Genomic DNA, 18,561 nt, shown 5'->3' with positions numbered 1-18,561 from the left:
CCGCACCACGACGGCGGTAGCGTGTCGCCACACCGTTGCCCGTGGGGTGGTCCCCGCCCCGGCGTGGCGCTAGCGATCGTACGGAGGATGCAGCCATGTCCCACGGCGATGAGTCGTTCGCGGCCAGCGACTACAAAGTGTCGCGGCCGGCTTTCGACGTCACCATGCGCGGCTTCGACAAACGGCAGGTGGAACGACACCTTGACCAGCTCGACGGCGAGCTACTCCGGGCCGTGACCGACCGCAACCAGGCACATGCCCGAGCCGAGGCACTGACGGCCCAGCTCGCCGGCCTGGAGACGGAGGTCACCGAGCTACGCGAGCGGCCAGCCCGGGTTGACCGCGCCGCGTTCCGCGATCTGGGACCGATGGTCGAAGAAATCCTGGCGCTGGCCGAACGGCAGGCCGACATGATCGGCGAGGCGGCCGGACAGCAGGCAGCCGAGCTCACGGCGGAGGCGGAGCGGACGCTGGCTGACGCCCAGGAACAGGCGACCAAAACGATACGCGACTTCGAAGAAGAGCTGGCCACCCGACGTACCAACCAAGAGCAGGCAGACGAGGAGCGGCGGGCCGCTGCCCAGGCTGAGTTGGCCGAGATCCGTGCCGCCGCAGACCAGCTGCGGGAGGCGGGCGAGGCCGCCCACGAGCGGGCCCGGCAGGAGGCACTCCAGGTCGACGAGCAGAGCGCCCAGCGGATCGAGCAGGCCCGGGCCGAGGCCGAGGCGTTCCTCAGCTCCGCCCGCACCCAGATCCAGCAGGAGCTGCAGGCGGCCCGGACGCGAACCCAGGAGGAGCTGGCGCGCTGGCAGTCCACCGTGGAACGGGAACTGACCGACAAGCGTACCGGCGCCGAGCAGGAACTGACCGAGCAGCGAGCCACGGCAGAGCGGGAGCTCGCGGCCCAACGCACGGCCGCCGAGCAGGAGATCGCTGCGCTCATCGCCGAGGCGCAGGAGTACGCCGCGAAGGTGCGCCAGCGCATTGACGAGCAGGCCGCCAGCCACCAGCAGCAGCTCGCTGCGGTGCAGCAGGACATCCGAGACCGCCGGGAGGGACTCGGCCGGCTCCAGTCCGAGCTGGAGGCCGGCCAGCAGCAGCTCGCCCAGGTCCGCCAGGACGGCAACGCCATCGATCAGGAGCTCATCAAGCAGCAGCAGCGACTCGGCACGACCCGCCGGGAACTCGCCGACGAGCTGCACCGGCTGGAGGAGGCGCGGCGCGCGGCCGACTACGCCGACCAACACGCCAAGGAGGTCAGGTCTCGGGTCAAGCGCGAGGCGAAGCGGGTGGCCGACCTGGCTGCGGCGGCGGTCATGGCAGCCGCTACGGGCGGTGCCGCGACCGCGGAGTACCCGCAGGTAGTCGCCCGCAACGCCCCCGCCACCGGCGATGCACCCGCACCCGGCCAGCCGAACCACTCGGCCGGCGGCCAGCCGCCGGAGCTGCCGGACGAGGGCGTCAGCGACGCAGCCGGCGACGAAGGGCACAGCGACGAGACGTCGGAGCTGCCCGGCGCCGCCTCGGTACACACCGACGGGCCGACCCTCCCCGGCGAGGGGGTACCGGTCGCCGGCTAACGCCACCCGCTTCCGCGGGGAGCCGGACAGCTCGACCGCCGCCGCTCAGTCGGAGCCGGACAGCTCGACGTAGTCGGCGGCGGTGAGCGGCCCCTGCGACAGCGACCCGTCCGCCCGGGGAACCTCCAGTGGCGAACCGTCACGCAGGAACGACACCGTGTCGACGTCCGGGCGGGCGGTGAGAGTGCAGACGATCTGGCCGAAGGCGAAGACTTCGTCACTTCGACCGGCGCCCTCCGCCACCGACGGCACGTCCACCTCGGCCCGCGTCCCGGTGAGGCGGATGCCGGCCACGGTGACTGCGCCGAATAGCGCGGTGGTCAGCCCCTCGCCCCGCTCGGCCTCGTTCGGACCGGCCAGCAGGTGCTCCAGGTGTTGGGTAGCCGTCGGCGACATGTCGAGGCGACGGTGAACCAGTACGAGGCGGTCATCACGGACAAAGTAGAGCGCTTCGGTGAACCGCCCGGCCGGATCGGAGCTCGCCGTACCCGGGGTCGGGAAGGGCCCGTACGGCGCCTCTACCGCCCGCGGGCGGTCGTCGATGGGTACGCCGCAGCCCGCCAGCAACACGAGCAGCGTGGCCAACGCCAAGCGGGCGTTCACTCCAGGCTCCCAGGCAGCTCCACCCGAAACCGCGCGCCGCCCCCGGGCCGGTCAGCGACTGTCGCGTGCCCGCCGTGCGCGGCGGCGTGCTGCGCGACGATCGCCAAGCCGAGCCCGGTGCCATCGGTGCCCGCGCGGGCACGGGCGGCGCGACTGCGAACGAAGCGGTCGAAGATGACAGCTCGGTCGGCCACCGGTACGCCCGGACCGGCGTCGTCTACCTCGACGACGCCGGTGGCGCCGACAGCCGACAGCCGGACCGCGACCGGGCCCCCACCGTAGCGGACCGCGTTCTCAAGCAGGTTGACCAGCAACTGCTCGGTGCGCCGCCGGTCCACCCGCCACTCCGCCGGCGTACCGGGGTCGGGCCGCACCAGGCTCTCCGGCAGTCCCCGGCTCTGGCACACCTCGCCGGCGAGAGCGACAATGTCCACCGACTCCCGCTGGGCGGGCTGGTCGGTACGGGCTAGTTCCAGGAGATCGTTGACCAGTTGCTGGAACCGGCCGATCTCGTCGGCCACCAGCCCCGCCGCCGTTGCGGTCCGTTCGTCGTGGTGTTCCCGCCGGCGGGTCAGCACGCTCGCGGCGGCGTAGAGGGTTTGCAACGGCGAGCGCAGCTCGTGGCTCACGTCGGCGGCGAAGCGCCGGTCCCGTTCGATCCGTCTAGCCAACTGGTCGACCATATCGTTGAAGGAGGTCGACAAGCGGGTCAGATCCGGGTCCGTGGCCGGCGCCAGCCGGGTCGTGAAGTCGCCAGCGGAGATCCGCTCGGCGGCGTCCGCGACGGCGGTCAGCGGGCGCAGACTATGCCGGGTCGCGTACCAGCCGAAGGCGGCGCCGGAGCCAGCCACCATGATCGCCACGGCGGTCAACGCCAGCGCGAGAACCTGGAAGGTCTCCTCCAGCTCACGTAGGGAGGTCAGCTCGTAGTAGCTGGCGCCATCGGGTAGTGGTACCCCGACCAAGAGTGTCAACTGCCCAGCCAACTGGACCCGTTGCACCCCGGGCTGTCCGGCCCGGACCCGCTCCTGTAATGCCGCCGGCACGCTCGTCGCCGCCGTCTCGGCGGTCCGCCCGTACCAGGAACCGTCGAGGTAGAGCAGGGGTCGCCGGGAGCTGCCCGTGTCCAGCGAACGGAGCACTTCGACGACGTCGGGTTCATCGGTGTTCAGCCCGATGCGCACGACCCCGGCGTCGAAGTAGGCGGCCCGCACGGCCGTGCGTTCCCGCTCGTCGAGCAGGCTGCGCCGGGTCAGGTCATAGGAGATCAACGCCATCGACGTCGCCAGCAGCGCGGCGCCGACGGCGAACCCGGCCGTCACTCGCGCGCGGAGCCCGAGATGTCTCATCGCTGCAGCTTGTAGCCGAGGCCACGGAGCGTGACCAGGTGTCGCGGATTGCCCGGTTCCGCCTCGATCTTCTGGCGCAGACGCCCGACGTGCACGTCCACCAGGCGCTCGTCGCCGCTGTCGTATCCCCATACCCGTTGCAGCAACTGCTGCCGGGACAGCACCCGGCCGGCGTGCTCGGCCAGCTCGCAGAGGAGCCGAAATTCGGTGCGGGTCAATGCCACCGGCACTCCGGCACGACGCACCTCCCCTGCCTCCGGGCTGATTTCCAGGTCACCGATGACCTGCACCGCGACCGGGGTGGCCACCGCCCGGGCCCGCCGTCGCAGAGCCCGCAGCCGGGCGGACAACTCCTTGATGGCGACCGGTTTGACCACGTAGTCGTCGGCACCGGCCTCCAGCGCGGCGACGATGTCGTGGGTGTCGTCCCGGGCACTGACGACCACGATCGGGACATCGTCGTCGCGGCGCAGCTGACGGATCCCCTCAAATCCATCGATACCAGGCAGCATCAGGTCGAACAACACGTTGTCGGCCGGATCGGACCGCTGCATCCGCAGCCCCTCCTCGGCGGTCGCTGCCCCCCGCGCGGTGTAGCCCTCCTCTTCCAGGGCGAGCAGCAGCGCCAACCGGATCCGGTCGTCGTCCTCGATCACCAGTACCGCGGTCATTACGGCATCATCCCCGGCGTCCCGGTGACCACCCACTCCGGGGCAGCCGCCAGATTTGTCATGTGACTGTCATCCAACCGCACCGACCGCTACACGACCCACTTAGAGGGTGAGAGGCGTGTCGGGCCGCTCGTCGCGCCCATCTGGCCCCGTCCCGCTGAGAGGAGGCAGCAGTGACCGGCAACGCCCTCATTCACGCCCTCGTCATCGGCGCTTCCGTCGGCATACTCGGGCGGTTCGTGCTCCCGGGCCGGGATGCCGCCCCGGTGTGGCTGGCCATCGCCGTGGGTCTCGGCGCCGCACTGCTCGGCACCATCAGCGCCCGAGTCGCTGGCATCGATGTCGCCGCCCCCTCCGTGCTGCGGCTGGCCGTGCAGGCTGGCTTCGCCGGCGCCGCAGTAACCCTCGCGGTCGCAACGGCACGGCATACACCGGGGCCGACGAGGCGGTCCATCCGCCGGTGGCGTGCCGCTGGCGATCCCGCAGCGCCAGCGGACCAGGAAGGGAACCGACCATGACCGTCGTGCCAGACGACAACATGATGACCCTGATCTGCGATGGTTGCGGAGAGACCGCCGCCAGCACGGCCGTCGTGCTACCCGATGACGAAGTGGTCTGGACGCTCGTATCCGAGCATGGCTGGAGCGGGTCTCCATTCGCCACCGGTCCACACCGATGCGCCGGGTGCACCACTCCACCCCCGCCCAGCCAAGCCACCCCCGCCCAGCCGCTCGGGGATCTCGACGACGACGAGGTCGCCGAGGCCACGACGGCGGTGGACCCGTTACGCACCGCGCTGAGCAAGGCCACCGAGCACGACGGGCGCGTTGTCGTTGACCTCTCCGCCGTTGAGCAGATCGACTCCGTCGGCCTCGGCTTGCTCGTCCGGGCCCGGCAGGAGGCTCGTCAGCGTGGCGCGGAGCTGTGCCTCCACGCGCCCTCCCGGTTCGTCTTGACCGTGCTACACACGATGCGCCTGGACACCGCGTTCCCGGTCGTCACCGACCAACCGAACGCGGCGAACGAACCCAAGGTGCTGGTGTGAGCAGCGGACCGGCGCGTCGCGACCGGCGACCCGCCACACCCCGCTGCCAGCTTCACCGATGAGGACTGCCACATGGTCATGCCCTGGCCCCCGCCCGACGACGATCCCTTCCGCCCTGCCTGGGACCCGCCAGCACACCACGACGAGGACGCTCGGCTCGCCGCGATAGCCACCCAACGGCTTAGCGCCGATTGGACGACGCGCCGCCAGCAGATCACCGTAACCGTGCAGAACCGAGTGATCATCCTGGCCGGCGTCATTGCCGACCTCGAGACGCGGCAGGTCGCGGGCGAGCTCGCGTGGGATATCCCAGGCGTGGCCGACGTGTGCAATACCCTGCGGGTGGCGCAGCGGGGCCGCCCGCAGCGCTGACCGCGATCGAAGCCAGCACCAACTCCGATCGACGGAATAGTCAGTCCCGACCGACGCAACGCCAACTCCGATTGACGCAACGCCAATTCCGACCGACGGCGACGCCGGACCGTTCCACCCAGGCCACTAATCACCACGACAGCCCTCTTGACCTGGGGTTTTGTCGGATCTCAGCATTTTTTGGTAACAGCTCCGCCGAGTGATATGACTGATCTATCGGCAATCAATGACGCTCGTCGTCATCCCCTCCTCGCGCAGCGCCGGTCCGAGCATGTCCCCGAGACCGGCTCGGCGAGTGACCACCTGAGGAGCTGCGGTGCGGAAAAGGCTGATCTGGCGAAATCGACGGCCGTTCCAGAATGCCGTCGTCTTCACCTCGCCCATGTGCGGCACGGTGATGCTCATCCTGGGGGCGCCACCTACCGTGGCGGTCGCCATGCCCGAGCCGATCCGCATCGGCTGGCAGTTGGGACTGATCATCGCCGGTCTGATCGGCATCGCCGGGCTGTTGTGGCCAGGCCGGTACGCCACCGGACTCGGGCTGGAACTGGCGTCCATGCTGATGCTCGGCGCCGTCACCAGCATGTATGCGATCACCCTTGGAGTCGGCGGCGGCCTGGCCGCCGTCACCTCAGTCTCCTTCACCACCGCGGTGGCCTTCGGTTCGTGGTGGCGTGGCGGGGAGCTCTTGCACGATCTACACCGGCTGGTCGAGCCGCAGCGCCCAGCCCCGGACCTGGCTGGTGAGTTCCCATGACAGCCCCGACCCCACCTCCGCCCCCACCTCCACCCCCGCCCTCGACCGATGCCGCAGCCGCCGCCCCGCAATGGCTCCAGGTCGTGCTGTCGGTAGTCGGCGTCCTTGGTGGCGCCGGCGGGTTCGCGACCATCGCCGCCGTGGTGGTGAAGCGGGGAAAGTTCCGCGCCGAGGCGGCCGACGTGCTCACTGACACCGCCCTGACCCTGGTGCAGCCAATGCGGATCCGGATGGCCGAGCTGGAGGCCGAGGCGCAGACAATCCGGGAGCAGCTACGCGCCTCGAACGAGCGAAGCCACCGGCTCCAAGCCAGCATCACCCAGCTCCGCACCATGCTGGACCGCTGGTACGCACTGATCTTCGCGCCGGAGGCCTCCCTACCGGCGATCCGATCCACCATCCGCGAGGACCGCCGACGCATCCAAACATCGGGCGAGGTCCGGGCCGAGCCGACCGGTGACAGGTAGGCGGCTAGGCCCGGCGGAGGGCCAGCGATGCGACCCCGGTCACCGGGTCGCGGCGAGCTCAAGGACTTCACCCGCCACCGGCAGCGCCGCGTCCCGGTAGGCGGGAACAAGCCCGAGGCGGGTTCGCCGGTCCAGCAGATCATCGACCGTGCGGGCTAGTTCGTGCCGGGCAGCCCAGAGTAGTTCGGCGCCGGTGACTGGAATCTCGGCGCCGATCGGCCGGTGAAGGTGCGCTGGCGCCTCGGCCAGGACGTCGACCGCCTCGACACCGTAGCGGGCCACCAGACGCCGGGGCGCCGGGACCCGCGCCAGGTGCGCGGGGCTCGCGGCGCCCGGGAGCGGGAGACGGCGCGTACGACAGGCACCGGCGGTCAGGTCCCGACAACGCACCGCGGTGTCCACCGCGTCCTCGGCCATCCGCCGATAGGTGGTGAGCTTTCCGCCGACGACGCTGATGACCCCGTCCGGGCCGTCGATGACGGCGTGCTGTCGGGAGAGGTCCGCGGTACGGTCAGCGGCGTCGGCGAGCAACGGCCGGAGCCCGGCGTAGGCGCCGAGGACGTCGCTGCGGCGCAGTGGCCGGTCAAGGACGCCGTTGAGCACGTCGAGCAAGAACGCGATGTCGGCCTCGGTGGGCTCCGGTACGTCCGGGATGGGTCCGGCCAACGGCTCGTCGGTCAGGCCCACGTAGACCAGGCCATCGGTCTGGGGCAGCACGAGAACGTAGCGGGCGAAATCGCCGGGTACCGGGATGGTCAGACCGGCCCAGAGTCCACCTAGCGCCGCAGCGGGCAGCACGAGGTGAGTGCCGCGGGAGGGCCGCAGACGCACGTGTGGGGTGAGGCTACTTGCCCAGACACCGGTGGCGTTGATCACGGCGCGGGCAGCGATGTGCAGTGTCTCCCCGGTGCGGGTGTCCTCGACGGTGGCGCCGTCGCCGTGCAGTTCGATCACCCGGGCGCGGGGCAGGATGCGGGCGGAGCGCGCCGCCGCCGCGCGGGCCAGACCGACCACGAGCCGGGCGTCGTCGCAGAGCTGGCCGTCCCAGGACAGGCGGGCACCGCGGAGGCTGACCCGGCGCAACATCGGCGCCATCGCACCCGCCTCGGCCGAGCCGAGCCGTCGGGTACCCGGCAGGGTCCGGCGGGTGGTTCCCGCACTGACGCGCAGCAGGTCGCCGACGCGCAGCCCGACCGCCGCGGCCCGATCCTGCCAACCAATGGTGTAGTCGGTCGTGGGCAGCAACATCGGCAGCGCCCGGATCAGGTGCGGGGCGGTGCGGGTCATCAGGACGTGGCGTTCGATCGCGCTCTCGTAGGCGACGCGAATCTGACCGTGGGCGAGGTAGCGCAGTCCACCGTGGACCAGCTTGGAACTCCAGCGGGAGGTGCCGTGGGCGAGGTCCTGGGCTTCGACGGCGGCCACGGAGAGGCCACGGCTGGCGGCATCCAGCGCCACGCCCGCGCCGGTGACGCCGAGCCCGACGACGAGGAGGTCAACGGCGCCGCCCTCGGCCAGCTCGGCGAGTTCCCGGTCCCGGCGTGGCCCAGTCAGCGTGGCATCCATGCGCACACCCCCTTGCCGAAAAGTGACACTGAATGTCACTGTGTCACACATGAATGGAGATGGGGAAGACGCCGACCGATGGACCCGCTGGGGGCTGGCCTCGGGAGCACGGCCCCTACCGGACTCCGCCTCGGAGCTACTGGCGCAGCTACTGGAGCTGAAACCCGCGCCTCCGGCCGTGCCCCTGCCCGACATCGCGATGCCCGCAGCCCAACCCGACGGCGCGGTCCTGGCCGCGCTCCGGGCCGCCGTCGGCACCGACCACGTACTGACCTCCCGGCCGATCCGGGCCCGCCACGCAACTGGCCTGTCCACACCCGAGCTCCTACGACGGCGCCGCGGCACGCTCCACCAAGCCCCGCAGGCGGTGGTCCGCCCCGCCAACCACGCCGAGGTCCTCGCCATTCTCGAACTCTGCTCCCGGCACCGGGTGGCCGTGGTCCCCTTCGGGGGTGGCACCTCGGTCGTCGGCGGATTGACACCGACCGCGCCCGCACACCTCACCATCGACCTGAGCCGGCTGGACGGGATCCTCGCCGTTGACGCCGTCTCCCGAACCGCGACCCTCCAAGCGGGGCTACCTACCCCCCGCGCCGCGAAATTGCTCGCCGAGCACGGGCTCACCCTCGGCCACGTTCCCCAGTCCTACGAGTACGCCACCATCGGCGGCTTCGCCGCCACCCGCTCCTGCGGACAGGCGTCAACCGGGTACGGCCGCTTCGATGAACTGGTGACCGCGCTGACCGTCGCCACCCCCCGCGGCACCATCCGGGTGGGACGCGCCCCCGCCTCCGCCGCCGGCCCCGACCTGCGACAGCTCTTCCTGGGTAGCGAAGGGACGCTGGGCGTTATCACCGACGTGACGGTACGAGTGCGACCGATCCCGGCGCAGACACACTACGAGGGCTGGCGGTTCGACTCCTTCCCCGCCGGGCTGCACGCCGTACGGAGGCTGGCGCAGGAAGGGCCGCAGGCCACCGTACTGCGACTCTCCGACGAGGTCGAAACCCTGATCGGGGCGGCTGGTCAGGGCCGATCCGACGGGGGCTGCCTACTGGTCGTCGGGTACGACGGCGAGCAGGTTCACGCCACCGCCGAGATGGCCGCCGCGGTACTGGCAGCGCAGGGCGGCCAACCGCTGGGCGCCGAGCCGGGACGGCACTGGCAACGGCACCGCTTCGACGCTCCGTACCTGCGCGACGCGCTGCTGGACGCGGGAGCGTTCGCGGAGACGCTGGAGACCGCGGCATACTGGTCCCGCCTGCCCGAGGTGCACGAACGGGTCCGGGCGGCGATCCTCGACGCACTGCCGGAGGGCGCACTCGTGCTGGCGCACGTCTCCCACGTCTACGAGACCGGCGCCTCGCTGTACTTCACCGTGATCTGCTCCCCCGGCTCCGACCCGATCGACCGGTGGCGCATCGCGAAGGCGGCGGCCAGCGACGCGATCGCCAGCGCCGGGGGCACGATCACCCACCATCACGGAGTCGGCACGGATCACCGCGACTGGTACGCGGCCGAGATCGGGGACCTCTCCGTTGACCTGCTCCGGACGGTCAAGCGGCACCTGGACCCGGCCGGCATTCTCAACCCCGGCATCCTGGTGCCATAGCCGTACCGGTGCTGGGCACACCGAGCCGGCTAATCAGCGCGAGGTGGGCACGCCACTCGGGCAGGCCAGCCGAGGAACCGGTCGAACAGGTCGGAGGCGCTGCTCGTGACGCTCGGGTTGAGCCGGTGCAGGTCGTCGATCGCGTCGTGCAGGCAGCCAGCCAGGTAGAGGAACAGGCTCACCGACACTTCTCGATACTCATCCAGGAGGGCAAGCCTCGCCGCGCCGCAGGGCCATGGCTGCCCGCATCGGCGGCACAGCCAGAGTGGACGCAGCGGCAGGTGCTCCGACGGCATCTTCGGGCCGACCGCAACAGGAGGCACGTCATGCCTGCTCATCGACGCTCGCTGTCCCGCGCCTGACGCTCAAACACGATCCGCCATACGTGCGTCAGCAGTGGCGGATCAGCTGAGAACGGCCGCGTCGATGCCGGGATCGACGCTATGCGGTCTGCTGTCAGCTGGCCGGTCGCAGCGTACCGAGACACATACGTCGTCATCGCCGACATCCGGACGACGCGGGTGCGCGGTGGGCTTGCCGGCAAGCTGGCAAGCCCACCGCCGTCGGCCGGCGGCTGGGAGCAGACCGCCGGTCACCCACCCACGCAGCCCTGCTGGCGGTACGCGAATGGGGAATCACCCGTGCGGTCGACGGAGTGCCCGGCACTAGCCCTGGCCGGTGGTTTGGGTCGCATTCCGACCTGTCACCGATCGACACGTCCATCTGGATCTCCCTGCCGTAAGGTTGCCGCTGGCCCACCGGCGCACCGCTTGGATCGGTTGCGTCGGCACAACCAGGCTGGCCTAGACGGCGCACGGCCGGAATGTCTCGGCGATGCACCCGCAGTGCACCTACCGTCACCCCACGTGCGGCTAGCATCACCTCCACCGATGACTGTCCGTTCCGGAAGGACGTGCGATGACGACGGTGACGACCTGGACCGGCCGGGACGCCAACGCACTACGACATGCGTTACGGATGAGCATGACCGGATTCGCCGAGCACCTCGGCGCGGCGCGGCGGACCGTGGCCAAGTGGAGCAGCCAGGGCGACAAGGTGCTTCCCCGCGCCGACATGCAGGCCGCGTTGGACACCGTGCTGTCCCGAGCCACACCCGAGGCACGGACACGCTTCGAGGCCCTGCGCACGGTGGGCACCAGCGGTGCCGCATGGCCGGAGGCCGGCGGGAACGCGGATACTGGCGATGGCGGAGACCGCGACTCGGATTCGGGGGGTGACGTGCGACGGAGAGCCCTCCTACGCGGAGCAGCGATCGGCGTCGCTGCCACGCCCAACGTCGCTCCGTTGCTCGACGCGTTCTTCTCGCCCGTTCCCGCAGCGGATGCGGCTCTCACCTTTCCGCAGTTCTCCCGATCCGTCGCCGCCGCCAAGGTCGACTATCAGGCCTGCCGGTATGGGCGGGTACTCAACGGACTCGCGACGCTATTGCCCTGCCTCGAAGCGGTGCGGTCAGGTGCGACGGGTGAACAACGGCAACGGGTCGAGGTCCTGGCCGCTGACCTGTACCACGTCGTCGGCAGCGTCCTGCTGAAAGTGGGCGACCGCGGGCCGGCCCTGGTAGCGGCCGAACGGAGCACCCGGGCCGCTGCCCTGAGCCAGGACCCGGTGGCGATTGCCGCGAGTGCCCGGATCATGGCCCATGCGCTGATGAGCAACGGCCACGACGACCAGGCAGTCACCCTCGCCGCGAAAGCGGCCGACTCACTCGACCGAGACACCCGCCTCGTGTCGACCGATGCGGTGGCCGTCTACGGTGCCCTCGTCCTTCGAGGGGCCATCGCCGCCGCCCGCCGAGACGACCGGGACACCGCCTACGCGATGCTCGATGGAGCAACGCGCGCCGCGGCCCGCCTCGGCTACGACGGCAACGATCGGTGGACCGGCTTCGGCGCCGTCAACGTCCTGCTGCACCAGGTCAACATCGCCCTGGCCCTCGGCGATGCCGGCACCGCTATCGCGATCGCCCGCACCGTTGCGCTGGGCAAGGTGACGCTGGTCGAACGCCGGGCATCGCTGTACGTGGACCTGGCACGCGCCTACACCCAGTGGGGCCGCTACGAACACGGCCTCGGCGCGCTGCGCACCGCCTATGAGGTGGCACCCGAGGAGATCCGCTGCCGACCGGCGGTCCAGCGCATCGCCAGCGACCTCGCCGTCCTCGCCATTGGCTCCACCCGTACCGCCGCTGTCGACTTCGCCCAAAGCTCCGGGATCGCACTGTGACCGGCGGTCACCTCCAGATCGTCGTCTGCGGCGCCGGCCCGGCCACCAACGCAGCCCAGCTGGTCAAGGCCGCACAGGACCGATCCTGGACAGCGACGGTCACCGCCACCCCGAGCGCGATGAACTTCATCGAACCGCAGCCACTCGAAAGCCTCACCGGCCATCCAGTCCGGTCGACCTACCAACCGTCACGCGGCACCCGCCGGTCACTTCCCGCCACCGACGCCCTGGTCATCGCCCCCGCGACCTATAACTCGATCAACAAGATCGCCCTCGGTCTAGCCGACAACTACGCCATGACCTCAGTCGCCGAGCTGATCGGCAGGCAGGTACCGACCGTCATCGTCCCGTTCGTCAACGCCGCCCTCGCCGCGCGGGCGCCGTTCCAGCACGCCGTGGCCAGCCTCCGCGACGAGGGGATACATGTCCTACTCGGCCCCGGCGACCAATGGGAACCACACCCGCCCGGCAGCGGCAATGAGCGGCAGAAGGCCTTCCCCTGGACAACAGCGTTCACCACAGCGGTCCGGCTCGCCCACGAACCTCGACCGCCTGCTATCGGCCACCTCTGACCACGAATGCCGTCACCGGCCACCTCTCGGCGCGAATGCCGCCACCGAACTCACGACCTGGGGGCCACCACCACATCCTTGTCCTGCAACTCGGTGCCGGTACCGGCCAAACTCCGGTGCTGACATACCGGCCAACCAGGATGCCCTCCCCTAAGCTGGGCTTGCCCTGGTCCAGCGCGAACCGGACGGCCTGCCCGAGTAGAGTGCGTGCACTTGCGACAGATCGGGGATGGCATGGCCCTACGCGCCTTGTTCGGCTTCATCCTCGAAGGACTCCCGAAACCGGACGACATCGACGCAGACGCCGTTCACATGCACGGATTCCACGTCGCTGACCCAACGGGCGAGGAACAGGCAGCCCGCGAGGCGGCCCATGAGCAGGCGAGGCGCGTCATGGGGCAGCCGCGGACTTTCCGGATGGGCCCGGACGGGACCATGCGGGAGATCAGCGGGGGATGAGTTCTAGTCTGGCCGCAGGTAGCCGTCCACCAACCGGGCCAGTTCTCGGTCCAGGCTGGCGGCGGGGAGGCCGTCGGTGACGGTCCGGGCGGAGAGCACGAAGGACTGCGTGGTCAGCAGGACAACCCGGGCCATGGTCTCGGCCTCACCGGGCCGGACCGACCCGTCAGCCCGGCCGTGGGCGACGGCGTCCACCAAGAACCGCAGCATCTCCTCCTGGCCCGCGCCGCGCCGGTCGAGGAGGTACGGGATCAGCACCTCCGGATCAACGTCGCGGATCTTGCACAGCAACGGGTGTTCCCGTAGCACCCGCGCGCCCGCCACCACCCGCGCTACCAGGCGGGACCGGGCGTGCCCGGCGCCCTCGTCGGTCGCCGTGGCCAGCAGCACCTGCTGCCACTCCCGGGTCATCAGATCACCGATCAGTGACTGCACGTCCGGCCAGCGCCGGTAGACGGTCATCCGGGAGACCCCGGCACGACGCGCCACGTCAGTCACCGTCGTACGACGTACGCCGTAAGCGAGGACACAGTCACGGGCGGCGTCCAGAACCGCGTCCTCGATGCCACGCTCACCGGTCCGGCTCCACTCCACCACGCCGAATGTCTACCATCCCCTCTGCCGCGGAATCTGAGCCGACCGGCACCGTCGTGGAGCACCCACCGCGATGCCGTTGGCCCGGTTTACTGTCGACCGGCCCAGGATCGCCGGGGAGTCGGCTACGGATTCTGGCCAACCGGCCCCTTCGGCTGGGAACCGCTACGGGTCACCAGAAAGCCGAAAGCCGCGGCGGTGAAGAACATGACGATGCCGTAGACCGCGGCGGGGATGGCCATCCGGGTGCTGTTGAGCAACGCCGGGCTGAGCGCGACGGTGATCGCCAGGGTGCTGTTGTGGATGCCGATCTCGAATCCGGACGCGGTCGCGGCGCCCCGATCCACCCCGGCCAGCCGGGGCACCCCGTATCCGACCGCCAGGCTGAGCACGTTGAACGCCAACACCACCAGCCCGACCGAGACGAAGTAGTCGGCGAGGTTCTCCCGTTCGTTCAGCACCGCGCCGACGACCACCGCGACGAGCACCACGACCGATAGGATCCGGACCGGCCGGTCCAGGCGTACGGCGGCGTGGGGCGCCCGGGCCCGGATCAGCATGCCGATCGCGACCGGGATGAGCACGATGGCGAAGACCTGCAGCACCTTGTCGAACTGAAGGCCCAGGCTCCCCTCGTCGGCGAGGAAGTACGCGGCCGAGAGGTTGACCACGATCGGCAGGGTGACCACGGCCAGCACCGAATTGATGGCGGTCAGGGTGATGTTGAGGGCGACGTGTCCGCCGAACAGATGGCTGAAAAGGTTGGCGGTGGTGCCCCCGGGGGATGCGGCCAGCAGCATCATCCCGAGGGCAAGTTCCGGGGCCAGGTCGAAGGCGAGCACCAGTCCGAAGCAGAGCGCCGGCAGCACCAGCACCTGGCACACCAGGGCGATGAGGGCGGCTTTCGGGTAGCGCGCCACCCGACGAAAGTCCGCCACGGTCAGCCCGAGGCCCAGGCCGAGCATGATGATGCCGAGTGCGACGGGCAATCCGATCAGGGTCAATGCCGAGTCCATGGCAGCACATGGTCAACCCTCACGTTCGCCGCCGCAATCCCCCGGCTGGCTCGCGCTGCGCGGCCTGGGCCGGCGTCAGCCGTTGGACAGGAGGTCCCCGCAGCTCGTCTCATTCGGCAGCAACGGTCGCAGCTGCACCAACCAGCTCTTGCCGTCCGAGGTCCACGGCGCCGCCGCGGTGGCCTCCGCCGCCGCTGCGAGCAGCGTCTGCAACGCATCGCCGGTGACGGTCACACAGCCCGGCCCGTTGGCGGTGCCGAGGGGCTCACCGGGCAGCGTTGGCCCGGGCCAGGCCACCTCGGGCTGACCTAGGCCCTCCGGATCGGTGTACGGTTCCGTGATGCCCGCGAGCATGGTGGGCACGTAGGGTTGCGCGCTGGCGCCCTGGGTCGGCGCCAGCGGACCCGAATCACTGGTGAGCGACGTGACAAACGCCCGCAGCTGCGTCCGAGCCGCCCGCTGGTCGGGGGTGAGGCCGGACGCGTCGCCGCCCGCCTCGGTGAGGGCCGGGACGTCGATCTGCTCGGTGCCGTTCGGGCCGCGAACCGTGAATCGGGTTGTCGGCACGTCGGCGAGCGCCGGAGTGCCGAAGTCCACCGCGCCGTCCACACCGGCGGCCCGCGCCGACTCCAGCAGCGTTGACACATCCTCGGGGGCGATCGGGTGGACCTGGAGATTGGGCAGTGCGGGCCCAGGGTAGATCAGGGTCGTGGGGCCTTCGCTGATCACCCGCCCGTCTCCGTAGACGCTGATCGACGGGATGCGGCTGGCCAGCGCCGACGGCATCGCGAAGCCGCCGACGGAGGTCATCTGGAACACCACCGCGTCGGGCGGGTGGGCTCCCTCCGGCTGGCCGGGATCGTCAGCGTTGGCCGCCTCGCCCTGCGAGCCGCAGGCGGTGACGAGCAGGAGCAGCGACACGGCGGGCGCCGTCCAGCGGAGTCGACTATTGGTCATGTCGGATTAGACGCGGCCTGGCGCCGGAAGGTTCCCGTGGGGCGACGATCTCTCGCCGCCCCACGGGCCACCCGGTCAGGTTCGACCGACCACGTCCCGCCGGAACACCAGGCGAGCCACCTGGGCGGTCACCGCGGCGAGCACGGTCAACACCAGGACCGCGACCACACTGACCTCCTCCAACGGATGTTCGCCGACGTGCGCGAAGGGGGACAGCCACACGGCGCTGGCGGGAATCTCAAGGATCGGGGCGAAGTACCCGACGATCAGCCCGTAGCCGAGCACCACCCAGATCAGCGGTAGGACCCGAGGCGCCACCGCATACAGCACCGCGGCGGCGGCGAGGAGGAGCCAGACCGCCGGAGTGTGCGCCACATGGCCGAGCAGCAGGCCACCGAAGGACCCGGCGTCGCCGGTGCTCACCGCCGCCCCGACGCCCATACCGGCGCCGGCGACCAGCAACAGCCACGGTACGCCGACCGCCGTCACCGCGAGGTGGCTGCCGATCCAGGCCGAACGGCTCACGGACGTCGCGAGGACCGACTCGGCCCGCCCCTCGGTCTCTTCGGCGCGCAACGTCTGCATTGCGAGCACCGCGTAAACCCCGACGGCGAGCGCCATGGTCAGACCCATGGTGCCGAGGTAGCCGTCCAGCAGGTTCTCCGCGCCCCCCATGATGGCGACCATGTCCTCGGGCGCGTCGGTGAAGCCGTCGAGCAGTGGCTCGGTGAACGAACCGTAGGCGAGGCCGGCGGCGAGCAGTCCCACACTCCACCCGATCAGGCTGGCCCGGTGCAGCCGGAACGCGAGCGCGAGCGGCCCGTCCAGCCAGGCCACCGCCCGGGCCGGCCCAGGTCGGGGCGGCACGAGCCCGGCGCCGAAGTCCCGGCGGGTAGCCAGCGCGTAGCCGCCGGCGGCGGCGATCACCGCTACGGCCAACGAGATCGCCAGCGGCCACCAGCGGTCATGTACGTACGGCGCGGTCTGCTGAGACCAGCCGACCGGCGACAGCCAGGACAGCCACGACGCGCCGCTGCCCTGCACCGCCGCCATGTCACCCAGTCCGCGCAGCACGAACGCGGCTCCGAGCAGGGCCCCGGCCGTGCTGGAGGCGGCCCGCGGATACTCCGACAGCTGAACGGTGACCGCCGCTACTCCGGCGAACACCAGCGCTACCGCGCCGACCGATGCACCGAACAGCAACGACCCGCCGAGGTCGTAGCCCCGGCTGGCCATCAGGCCGCCGATCAGGATGGCGACGACCGTGGCCATCGTGGCGACGAGCACCAACGCGGCAGTGAGCTGGGCGTGCCGGCCGACCACGTTGGCGCGGATCAGCTCGGCCCGACCGGAGCGCTCCTCGGCCCGGGTGTGCCGCACGACTGTCAGCAGCCCCATCAGGCCGGCACCGATAGCCACGTAGAGGCCGTACTGCCCGGCGAGGAAGCGCTCGATCGTCAGGTCGTCGAAGCCGAATCCCGGGCCGCCGAAGAGCGCACCGGCCGGGCTACCGGAGAAGGCGGTCAGCCCCTCCAGGTCCGCCGGACTCTCGACGAAGGTCTCCAGCGCGGTGGCGAAGTACCCCATCAGCAGTCCCAGACCGAGGGTCCACGCCGGGAAGCGGATCCGGTCGCGGCGCAGCATGAACCGCAGCAGGGTGCCGGTCCCGGTGACCGTGCCGCCGCTCTGGCTGGGGGCCGCGACCACCGGCCGGTTCACCATCACGGTCGCCATCACGCCACCGCCCCGTGGCGCGCCGGCTCATCGCCGTAGTGCCGCAGCAGCAGCTGTTCCAGGGTTGGTGGCCGCACGGTCAGCCCGCGTACGCCGAGTTCGCCCAGCCGCCGGATGACGACGGCGAGGTGATCGCTGTCGACCTCGAAGCGGACGTGTCCGTCGGTGTCCTGCAGCCCGTGTACGCCGGCCAGGGTGGCGAGCGCGGCGGCCGATTGGTCAACGATCGCGTCCACGGAGGTCCGGGTCAGGTGACGCAGGTCGGTCAGGGAGCCGGTCTCGACGATCTGCCCCTGTCGAATGATCGAGATCTGGTCGGCCAGCACCTCGACCTGGGCGAGGATGTGGCTGGAGAGCAGGACGGTCCGGCCGGCCGCGCAGGCCTCCCGGATGCACTCCTGAAACACCGCCTCCATCAGCGGGTCCAGCCCGGCGGTCGGCTCGTCGAGTAGAAGCAGGTCCACGTCGCTGGCCAGCGCCGCGATCAGGGCTACCTTCTGCCGGTTGCCCTTCGAGTAGGTCCGCCCCTTCTTGCGGGGATCGAGGTCGAAGCGTTGGCACAGTTCGTCGCGGCGAACCGGGTCGGTCCCGCCACGCAGGCGGGCGAAGAGGTCGATCGCTTCGCCGCCGGTCAGGTTGGGCCATAGCTCCACGTCGCCGGGGACGTAGGCGAGCCGGCGGTGCAGCCGCACCGCGTCGGCCCATGGATCACCACCGAGCAGCCGAACCCGGCCACGGTCTGCGCGGAGCAGCCCCAGCAGGATCCGGATGGTGGTGGACTTGCCGGCGCCGTTGGGGCCGAGGAAGCCGTGCACGGTGCCGGTCTCGACCTGCAAGTCGAGACCGTCCAGTGCCTTGATGCGACCGAAGTGCTTGTCGATGTGGTGAATGTCGATTGCCGTGGTCATGGTCGTAGACCTCGTTCGAGGGAAGACCCGGGCAGGGTGAAGCCCCGGGGTTGGT

The 18,561-nt window shown here is 70.6% G+C and carries 22 protein-coding genes; 10 read left to right on the top strand and 12 right to left on the bottom strand.

The annotated features are described in order from the left end of the window. Nucleotides 1-95: 95 nt before the first annotated feature. Complete coding sequence (locus B116_RS0119900) at nucleotides 96-1,580, top strand: coiled-coil domain-containing protein (protein WP_027661096.1); 1,485 nt, start codon at nucleotides 96-98, stop codon at nucleotides 1,578-1,580. 45 nt (nucleotides 1,581-1,625) lie between these two features. On the opposite strand, the gene B116_RS0119895 is transcribed toward B116_RS0119900, so the two are convergent. The 3 genes from B116_RS0119895 to B116_RS0119885 are packed head-to-tail and all read right to left on the bottom strand — an operon-like array spanning nucleotide 1,626 to nucleotide 4,203. After that, the gene (locus B116_RS0119895; RefSeq protein ID WP_027661095.1) at nucleotides 1,626-2,183 is read right to left on the bottom strand and encodes a GerMN domain-containing protein; all 558 of its coding nucleotides are present in this window, start codon (nucleotides 2,181-2,183) and stop codon (nucleotides 1,626-1,628) included. Then, nucleotides 2,180-3,532: a sensor histidine kinase gene (locus B116_RS0119890; RefSeq protein ID WP_026321331.1), complete on the bottom strand. Its 1,353-nt coding sequence runs from the start codon at nucleotides 3,530-3,532 to the stop codon at nucleotides 2,180-2,182. Before B116_RS0119890 ends, B116_RS0119895 begins: the two co-directional genes overlap by 4 nt. After that, complete coding sequence (locus B116_RS0119885) at nucleotides 3,529-4,203, bottom strand: response regulator transcription factor (protein WP_018720082.1); 675 nt, start codon at nucleotides 4,201-4,203, stop codon at nucleotides 3,529-3,531. Before B116_RS0119885 ends, B116_RS0119890 begins: the two co-directional genes overlap by 4 nt. A 173-nt stretch (nucleotides 4,204-4,376) precedes the next feature. Here B116_RS0119885 and B116_RS0119880 point away from each other — a divergent pair, with 173 nt between their 5' ends. From B116_RS0119880 to B116_RS0119870, 3 genes are all read left to right on the top strand, one after another. Continuing rightward, a complete protein-coding gene (locus tag B116_RS0119880) occupies nucleotides 4,377-4,721 on the top strand; it encodes a hypothetical protein (RefSeq protein WP_018720081.1) in 345 nt (114 codons plus the stop codon). Then, nucleotides 4,718-5,248 carry an STAS domain-containing protein gene (locus B116_RS0119875; RefSeq protein WP_018720080.1) on the top strand — a complete coding sequence of 177 codons (531 nt, stop codon included), beginning with the start codon at nucleotides 4,718-4,720 and terminating at the stop codon, nucleotides 5,246-5,248. The genes B116_RS0119880 and B116_RS0119875 overlap by 4 nt, the downstream gene beginning before the upstream one ends. 72 nt (nucleotides 5,249-5,320) lie before the next feature. Beyond that, a complete protein-coding gene (locus B116_RS0119870) occupies nucleotides 5,321-5,620 on the top strand; it encodes a BON domain-containing protein (RefSeq protein ID WP_018720079.1) in 300 nt (99 codons plus the stop codon). A 213-nt stretch (nucleotides 5,621-5,833) separates the two neighbouring features. On the opposite strand, the gene B116_RS27925 is transcribed toward B116_RS0119870, so the two are convergent. Beyond that, nucleotides 5,834-6,025 (bottom strand): hypothetical protein, encoded by a 192-nt coding sequence (locus B116_RS27925; protein WP_188116058.1) that lies wholly within the window; start codon nucleotides 6,023-6,025, stop codon nucleotides 5,834-5,836. Between B116_RS27925 and B116_RS0119865 the strand changes: the two genes are divergently transcribed. Next, on the top strand, nucleotides 5,937-6,377 hold the full coding sequence (locus B116_RS0119865) for a hypothetical protein (protein WP_026321330.1): 441 nt from the start codon (nucleotides 5,937-5,939) through the stop codon (nucleotides 6,375-6,377). The genes B116_RS27925 and B116_RS0119865 overlap by 89 nt on opposite strands. A gap of 83 nt (nucleotides 6,378-6,460) precedes the next feature. Further along, on the top strand, nucleotides 6,461-6,844 hold the full coding sequence (locus B116_RS0119860; protein WP_018720076.1) for a hypothetical protein: 384 nt from the start codon (nucleotides 6,461-6,463) through the stop codon (nucleotides 6,842-6,844). A 39-nt stretch (nucleotides 6,845-6,883) separates the two neighbouring features. On the opposite strand, the gene B116_RS0119855 is transcribed toward B116_RS0119860, so the two are convergent. Beyond that, nucleotides 6,884-8,410, bottom strand: coding sequence for a glycerol-3-phosphate dehydrogenase/oxidase (locus tag B116_RS0119855; protein WP_027661094.1), 1,527 nt, complete (start codon nucleotides 8,408-8,410; stop codon nucleotides 6,884-6,886). A gap of 49 nt (nucleotides 8,411-8,459) precedes the next feature. Between B116_RS0119855 and B116_RS0119850 the strand changes: the two genes are divergently transcribed. Next, nucleotides 8,460-10,022, top strand: coding sequence for an FAD-binding oxidoreductase (locus B116_RS0119850; protein WP_027661093.1), 1,563 nt, complete (start codon nucleotides 8,460-8,462; stop codon nucleotides 10,020-10,022). Between the two features lie 29 nt (nucleotides 10,023-10,051). Here B116_RS0119850 and B116_RS0119845 read toward each other — a convergent pair whose 3' ends face one another. Together B116_RS0119845 and amcA are read right to left on the bottom strand one after the other, a co-directional pair. Beyond that, nucleotides 10,052-10,360, bottom strand: a complete 309-nt coding sequence (locus tag B116_RS0119845) for a hypothetical protein (RefSeq protein WP_027661092.1) — start codon at nucleotides 10,358-10,360, stop codon at nucleotides 10,052-10,054. Then, nucleotides 10,357-10,521 (bottom strand): multiple cyclophane-containing RiPP AmcA, encoded by a 165-nt coding sequence (gene amcA, locus B116_RS28820; RefSeq protein ID WP_317888973.1) that lies wholly within the window; start codon nucleotides 10,519-10,521, stop codon nucleotides 10,357-10,359. The genes B116_RS0119845 and amcA overlap by 4 nt, the downstream gene beginning before the upstream one ends. A gap of 419 nt (nucleotides 10,522-10,940) precedes the next feature. Between amcA and B116_RS0119840 the strand changes: the two genes are divergently transcribed. The 3 genes from B116_RS0119840 (at nucleotide 10,941) to B116_RS0119830 (ending at nucleotide 13,297) form a co-directional block, all read left to right on the top strand. Beyond that, the gene (locus B116_RS0119840) at nucleotides 10,941-12,266 is read left to right on the top strand and encodes a hypothetical protein (protein ID WP_027661091.1); all 1,326 of its coding nucleotides are present in this window, start codon (nucleotides 10,941-10,943) and stop codon (nucleotides 12,264-12,266) included. Continuing rightward, nucleotides 12,263-12,838, top strand: coding sequence for a flavoprotein (locus tag B116_RS0119835; protein ID WP_027661090.1), 576 nt, complete (start codon nucleotides 12,263-12,265; stop codon nucleotides 12,836-12,838). The genes B116_RS0119840 and B116_RS0119835 overlap by 4 nt, the downstream gene beginning before the upstream one ends. 213 nt (nucleotides 12,839-13,051) lie before the next feature. Beyond that, a complete protein-coding gene (locus B116_RS0119830; protein ID WP_188116051.1) occupies nucleotides 13,052-13,297 on the top strand; it encodes a hypothetical protein in 246 nt (81 codons plus the stop codon). Between the two features lie 3 nt (nucleotides 13,298-13,300). On the opposite strand, the gene B116_RS0119825 is transcribed toward B116_RS0119830, so the two are convergent. The 5 genes from B116_RS0119825 to B116_RS0119805 form a co-directional block, all read right to left on the bottom strand. Then, complete coding sequence (locus B116_RS0119825; RefSeq protein WP_018720069.1) at nucleotides 13,301-13,894, bottom strand: TetR/AcrR family transcriptional regulator; 594 nt, start codon at nucleotides 13,892-13,894, stop codon at nucleotides 13,301-13,303. Between the two features lie 122 nt (nucleotides 13,895-14,016). Further along, the gene (locus B116_RS0119820; protein ID WP_027661088.1) at nucleotides 14,017-14,907 is read right to left on the bottom strand and encodes a bile acid:sodium symporter family protein; all 891 of its coding nucleotides are present in this window, start codon (nucleotides 14,905-14,907) and stop codon (nucleotides 14,017-14,019) included. Nucleotides 14,908-14,982: 75 nt separating this feature from the next. Then, the gene (locus tag B116_RS0119815) at nucleotides 14,983-15,864 is read right to left on the bottom strand and encodes a hypothetical protein (protein WP_026321327.1); all 882 of its coding nucleotides are present in this window, start codon (nucleotides 15,862-15,864) and stop codon (nucleotides 14,983-14,985) included. Nucleotides 15,865-15,939: 75 nt separating this feature from the next. After that, nucleotides 15,940-17,598: an ABC transporter permease gene (locus tag B116_RS0119810; RefSeq protein WP_027661087.1), complete on the bottom strand. Its 1,659-nt coding sequence runs from the start codon at nucleotides 17,596-17,598 to the stop codon at nucleotides 15,940-15,942. Further along, nucleotides 17,598-18,506: an ABC transporter ATP-binding protein gene (locus tag B116_RS0119805; protein WP_018720065.1), complete on the bottom strand. Its 909-nt coding sequence runs from the start codon at nucleotides 18,504-18,506 to the stop codon at nucleotides 17,598-17,600. The genes B116_RS0119810 and B116_RS0119805 overlap by 1 nt, the downstream gene beginning before the upstream one ends. Between the last annotated feature and the right edge of the window lie 55 nt (nucleotides 18,507-18,561).

This window comes from Salinispora fenicalii (assembly GCF_000514815.1).
Taxonomy (GTDB): Bacteria; Actinomycetota; Actinomycetes; order Mycobacteriales; family Micromonosporaceae; genus Micromonospora; species Micromonospora fenicalii.
Note: the sequence above shows the minus strand (reverse complement) of the source record. Positions and strands in the feature narration are given on the sequence as shown.

Excerpts from the sequence above, each read along its gene's own strand:
- B116_RS0119850 (WP_027661093.1), top strand. The coding sequence starts at position 8,460 with ATGAATGGAGATGGGGAAGACGCCGACCGATGGACCCGCTGGGGGCTG.
- B116_RS0119815 (WP_026321327.1), bottom strand. The coding sequence starts at position 15,864 with ATGACCAATAGTCGACTCCGCTGGACGGCGCCCGCCGTGTCGCTGCTC.
- B116_RS0119805 (WP_018720065.1), bottom strand. The coding sequence starts at position 18,506 with ATGACCACGGCAATCGACATTCACCACATCGACAAGCACTTCGGTCGC.
- B116_RS0119855 (WP_027661094.1), bottom strand. The coding sequence starts at position 8,410 with ATGGATGCCACGCTGACTGGGCCACGCCGGGACCGGGAACTCGCCGAG.
- B116_RS27925 (WP_188116058.1), bottom strand. The coding sequence starts at position 6,025 with ATGAGCATCACCGTGCCGCACATGGGCGAGGTGAAGACGACGGCATTC.
- B116_RS0119810 (WP_027661087.1), bottom strand. The coding sequence starts at position 17,598 with ATGGCGACCGTGATGGTGAACCGGCCGGTGGTCGCGGCCCCCAGCCAG.
- B116_RS0119890 (WP_026321331.1), bottom strand. The coding sequence starts at position 3,532 with ATGAGACATCTCGGGCTCCGCGCGCGAGTGACGGCCGGGTTCGCCGTC.
- B116_RS0119870 (WP_018720079.1), top strand. The coding sequence starts at position 5,321 with ATGGTCATGCCCTGGCCCCCGCCCGACGACGATCCCTTCCGCCCTGCC.
- B116_RS0119885 (WP_018720082.1), bottom strand. The coding sequence starts at position 4,203 with ATGACCGCGGTACTGGTGATCGAGGACGACGACCGGATCCGGTTGGCG.
- B116_RS0119840 (WP_027661091.1), top strand. The coding sequence starts at position 10,941 with ATGACGACGGTGACGACCTGGACCGGCCGGGACGCCAACGCACTACGA.
- B116_RS0119875 (WP_018720080.1), top strand. The coding sequence starts at position 4,718 with ATGACCGTCGTGCCAGACGACAACATGATGACCCTGATCTGCGATGGT.
- amcA (WP_317888973.1), bottom strand. The coding sequence starts at position 10,521 with ATGACGACGTATGTGTCTCGGTACGCTGCGACCGGCCAGCTGACAGCA.
- B116_RS0119820 (WP_027661088.1), bottom strand. The coding sequence starts at position 14,907 with ATGGACTCGGCATTGACCCTGATCGGATTGCCCGTCGCACTCGGCATC.
- B116_RS0119845 (WP_027661092.1), bottom strand. The coding sequence starts at position 10,360 with ATGAGCAGGCATGACGTGCCTCCTGTTGCGGTCGGCCCGAAGATGCCG.
- B116_RS0119900 (WP_027661096.1), top strand. The coding sequence starts at position 96 with ATGTCCCACGGCGATGAGTCGTTCGCGGCCAGCGACTACAAAGTGTCG.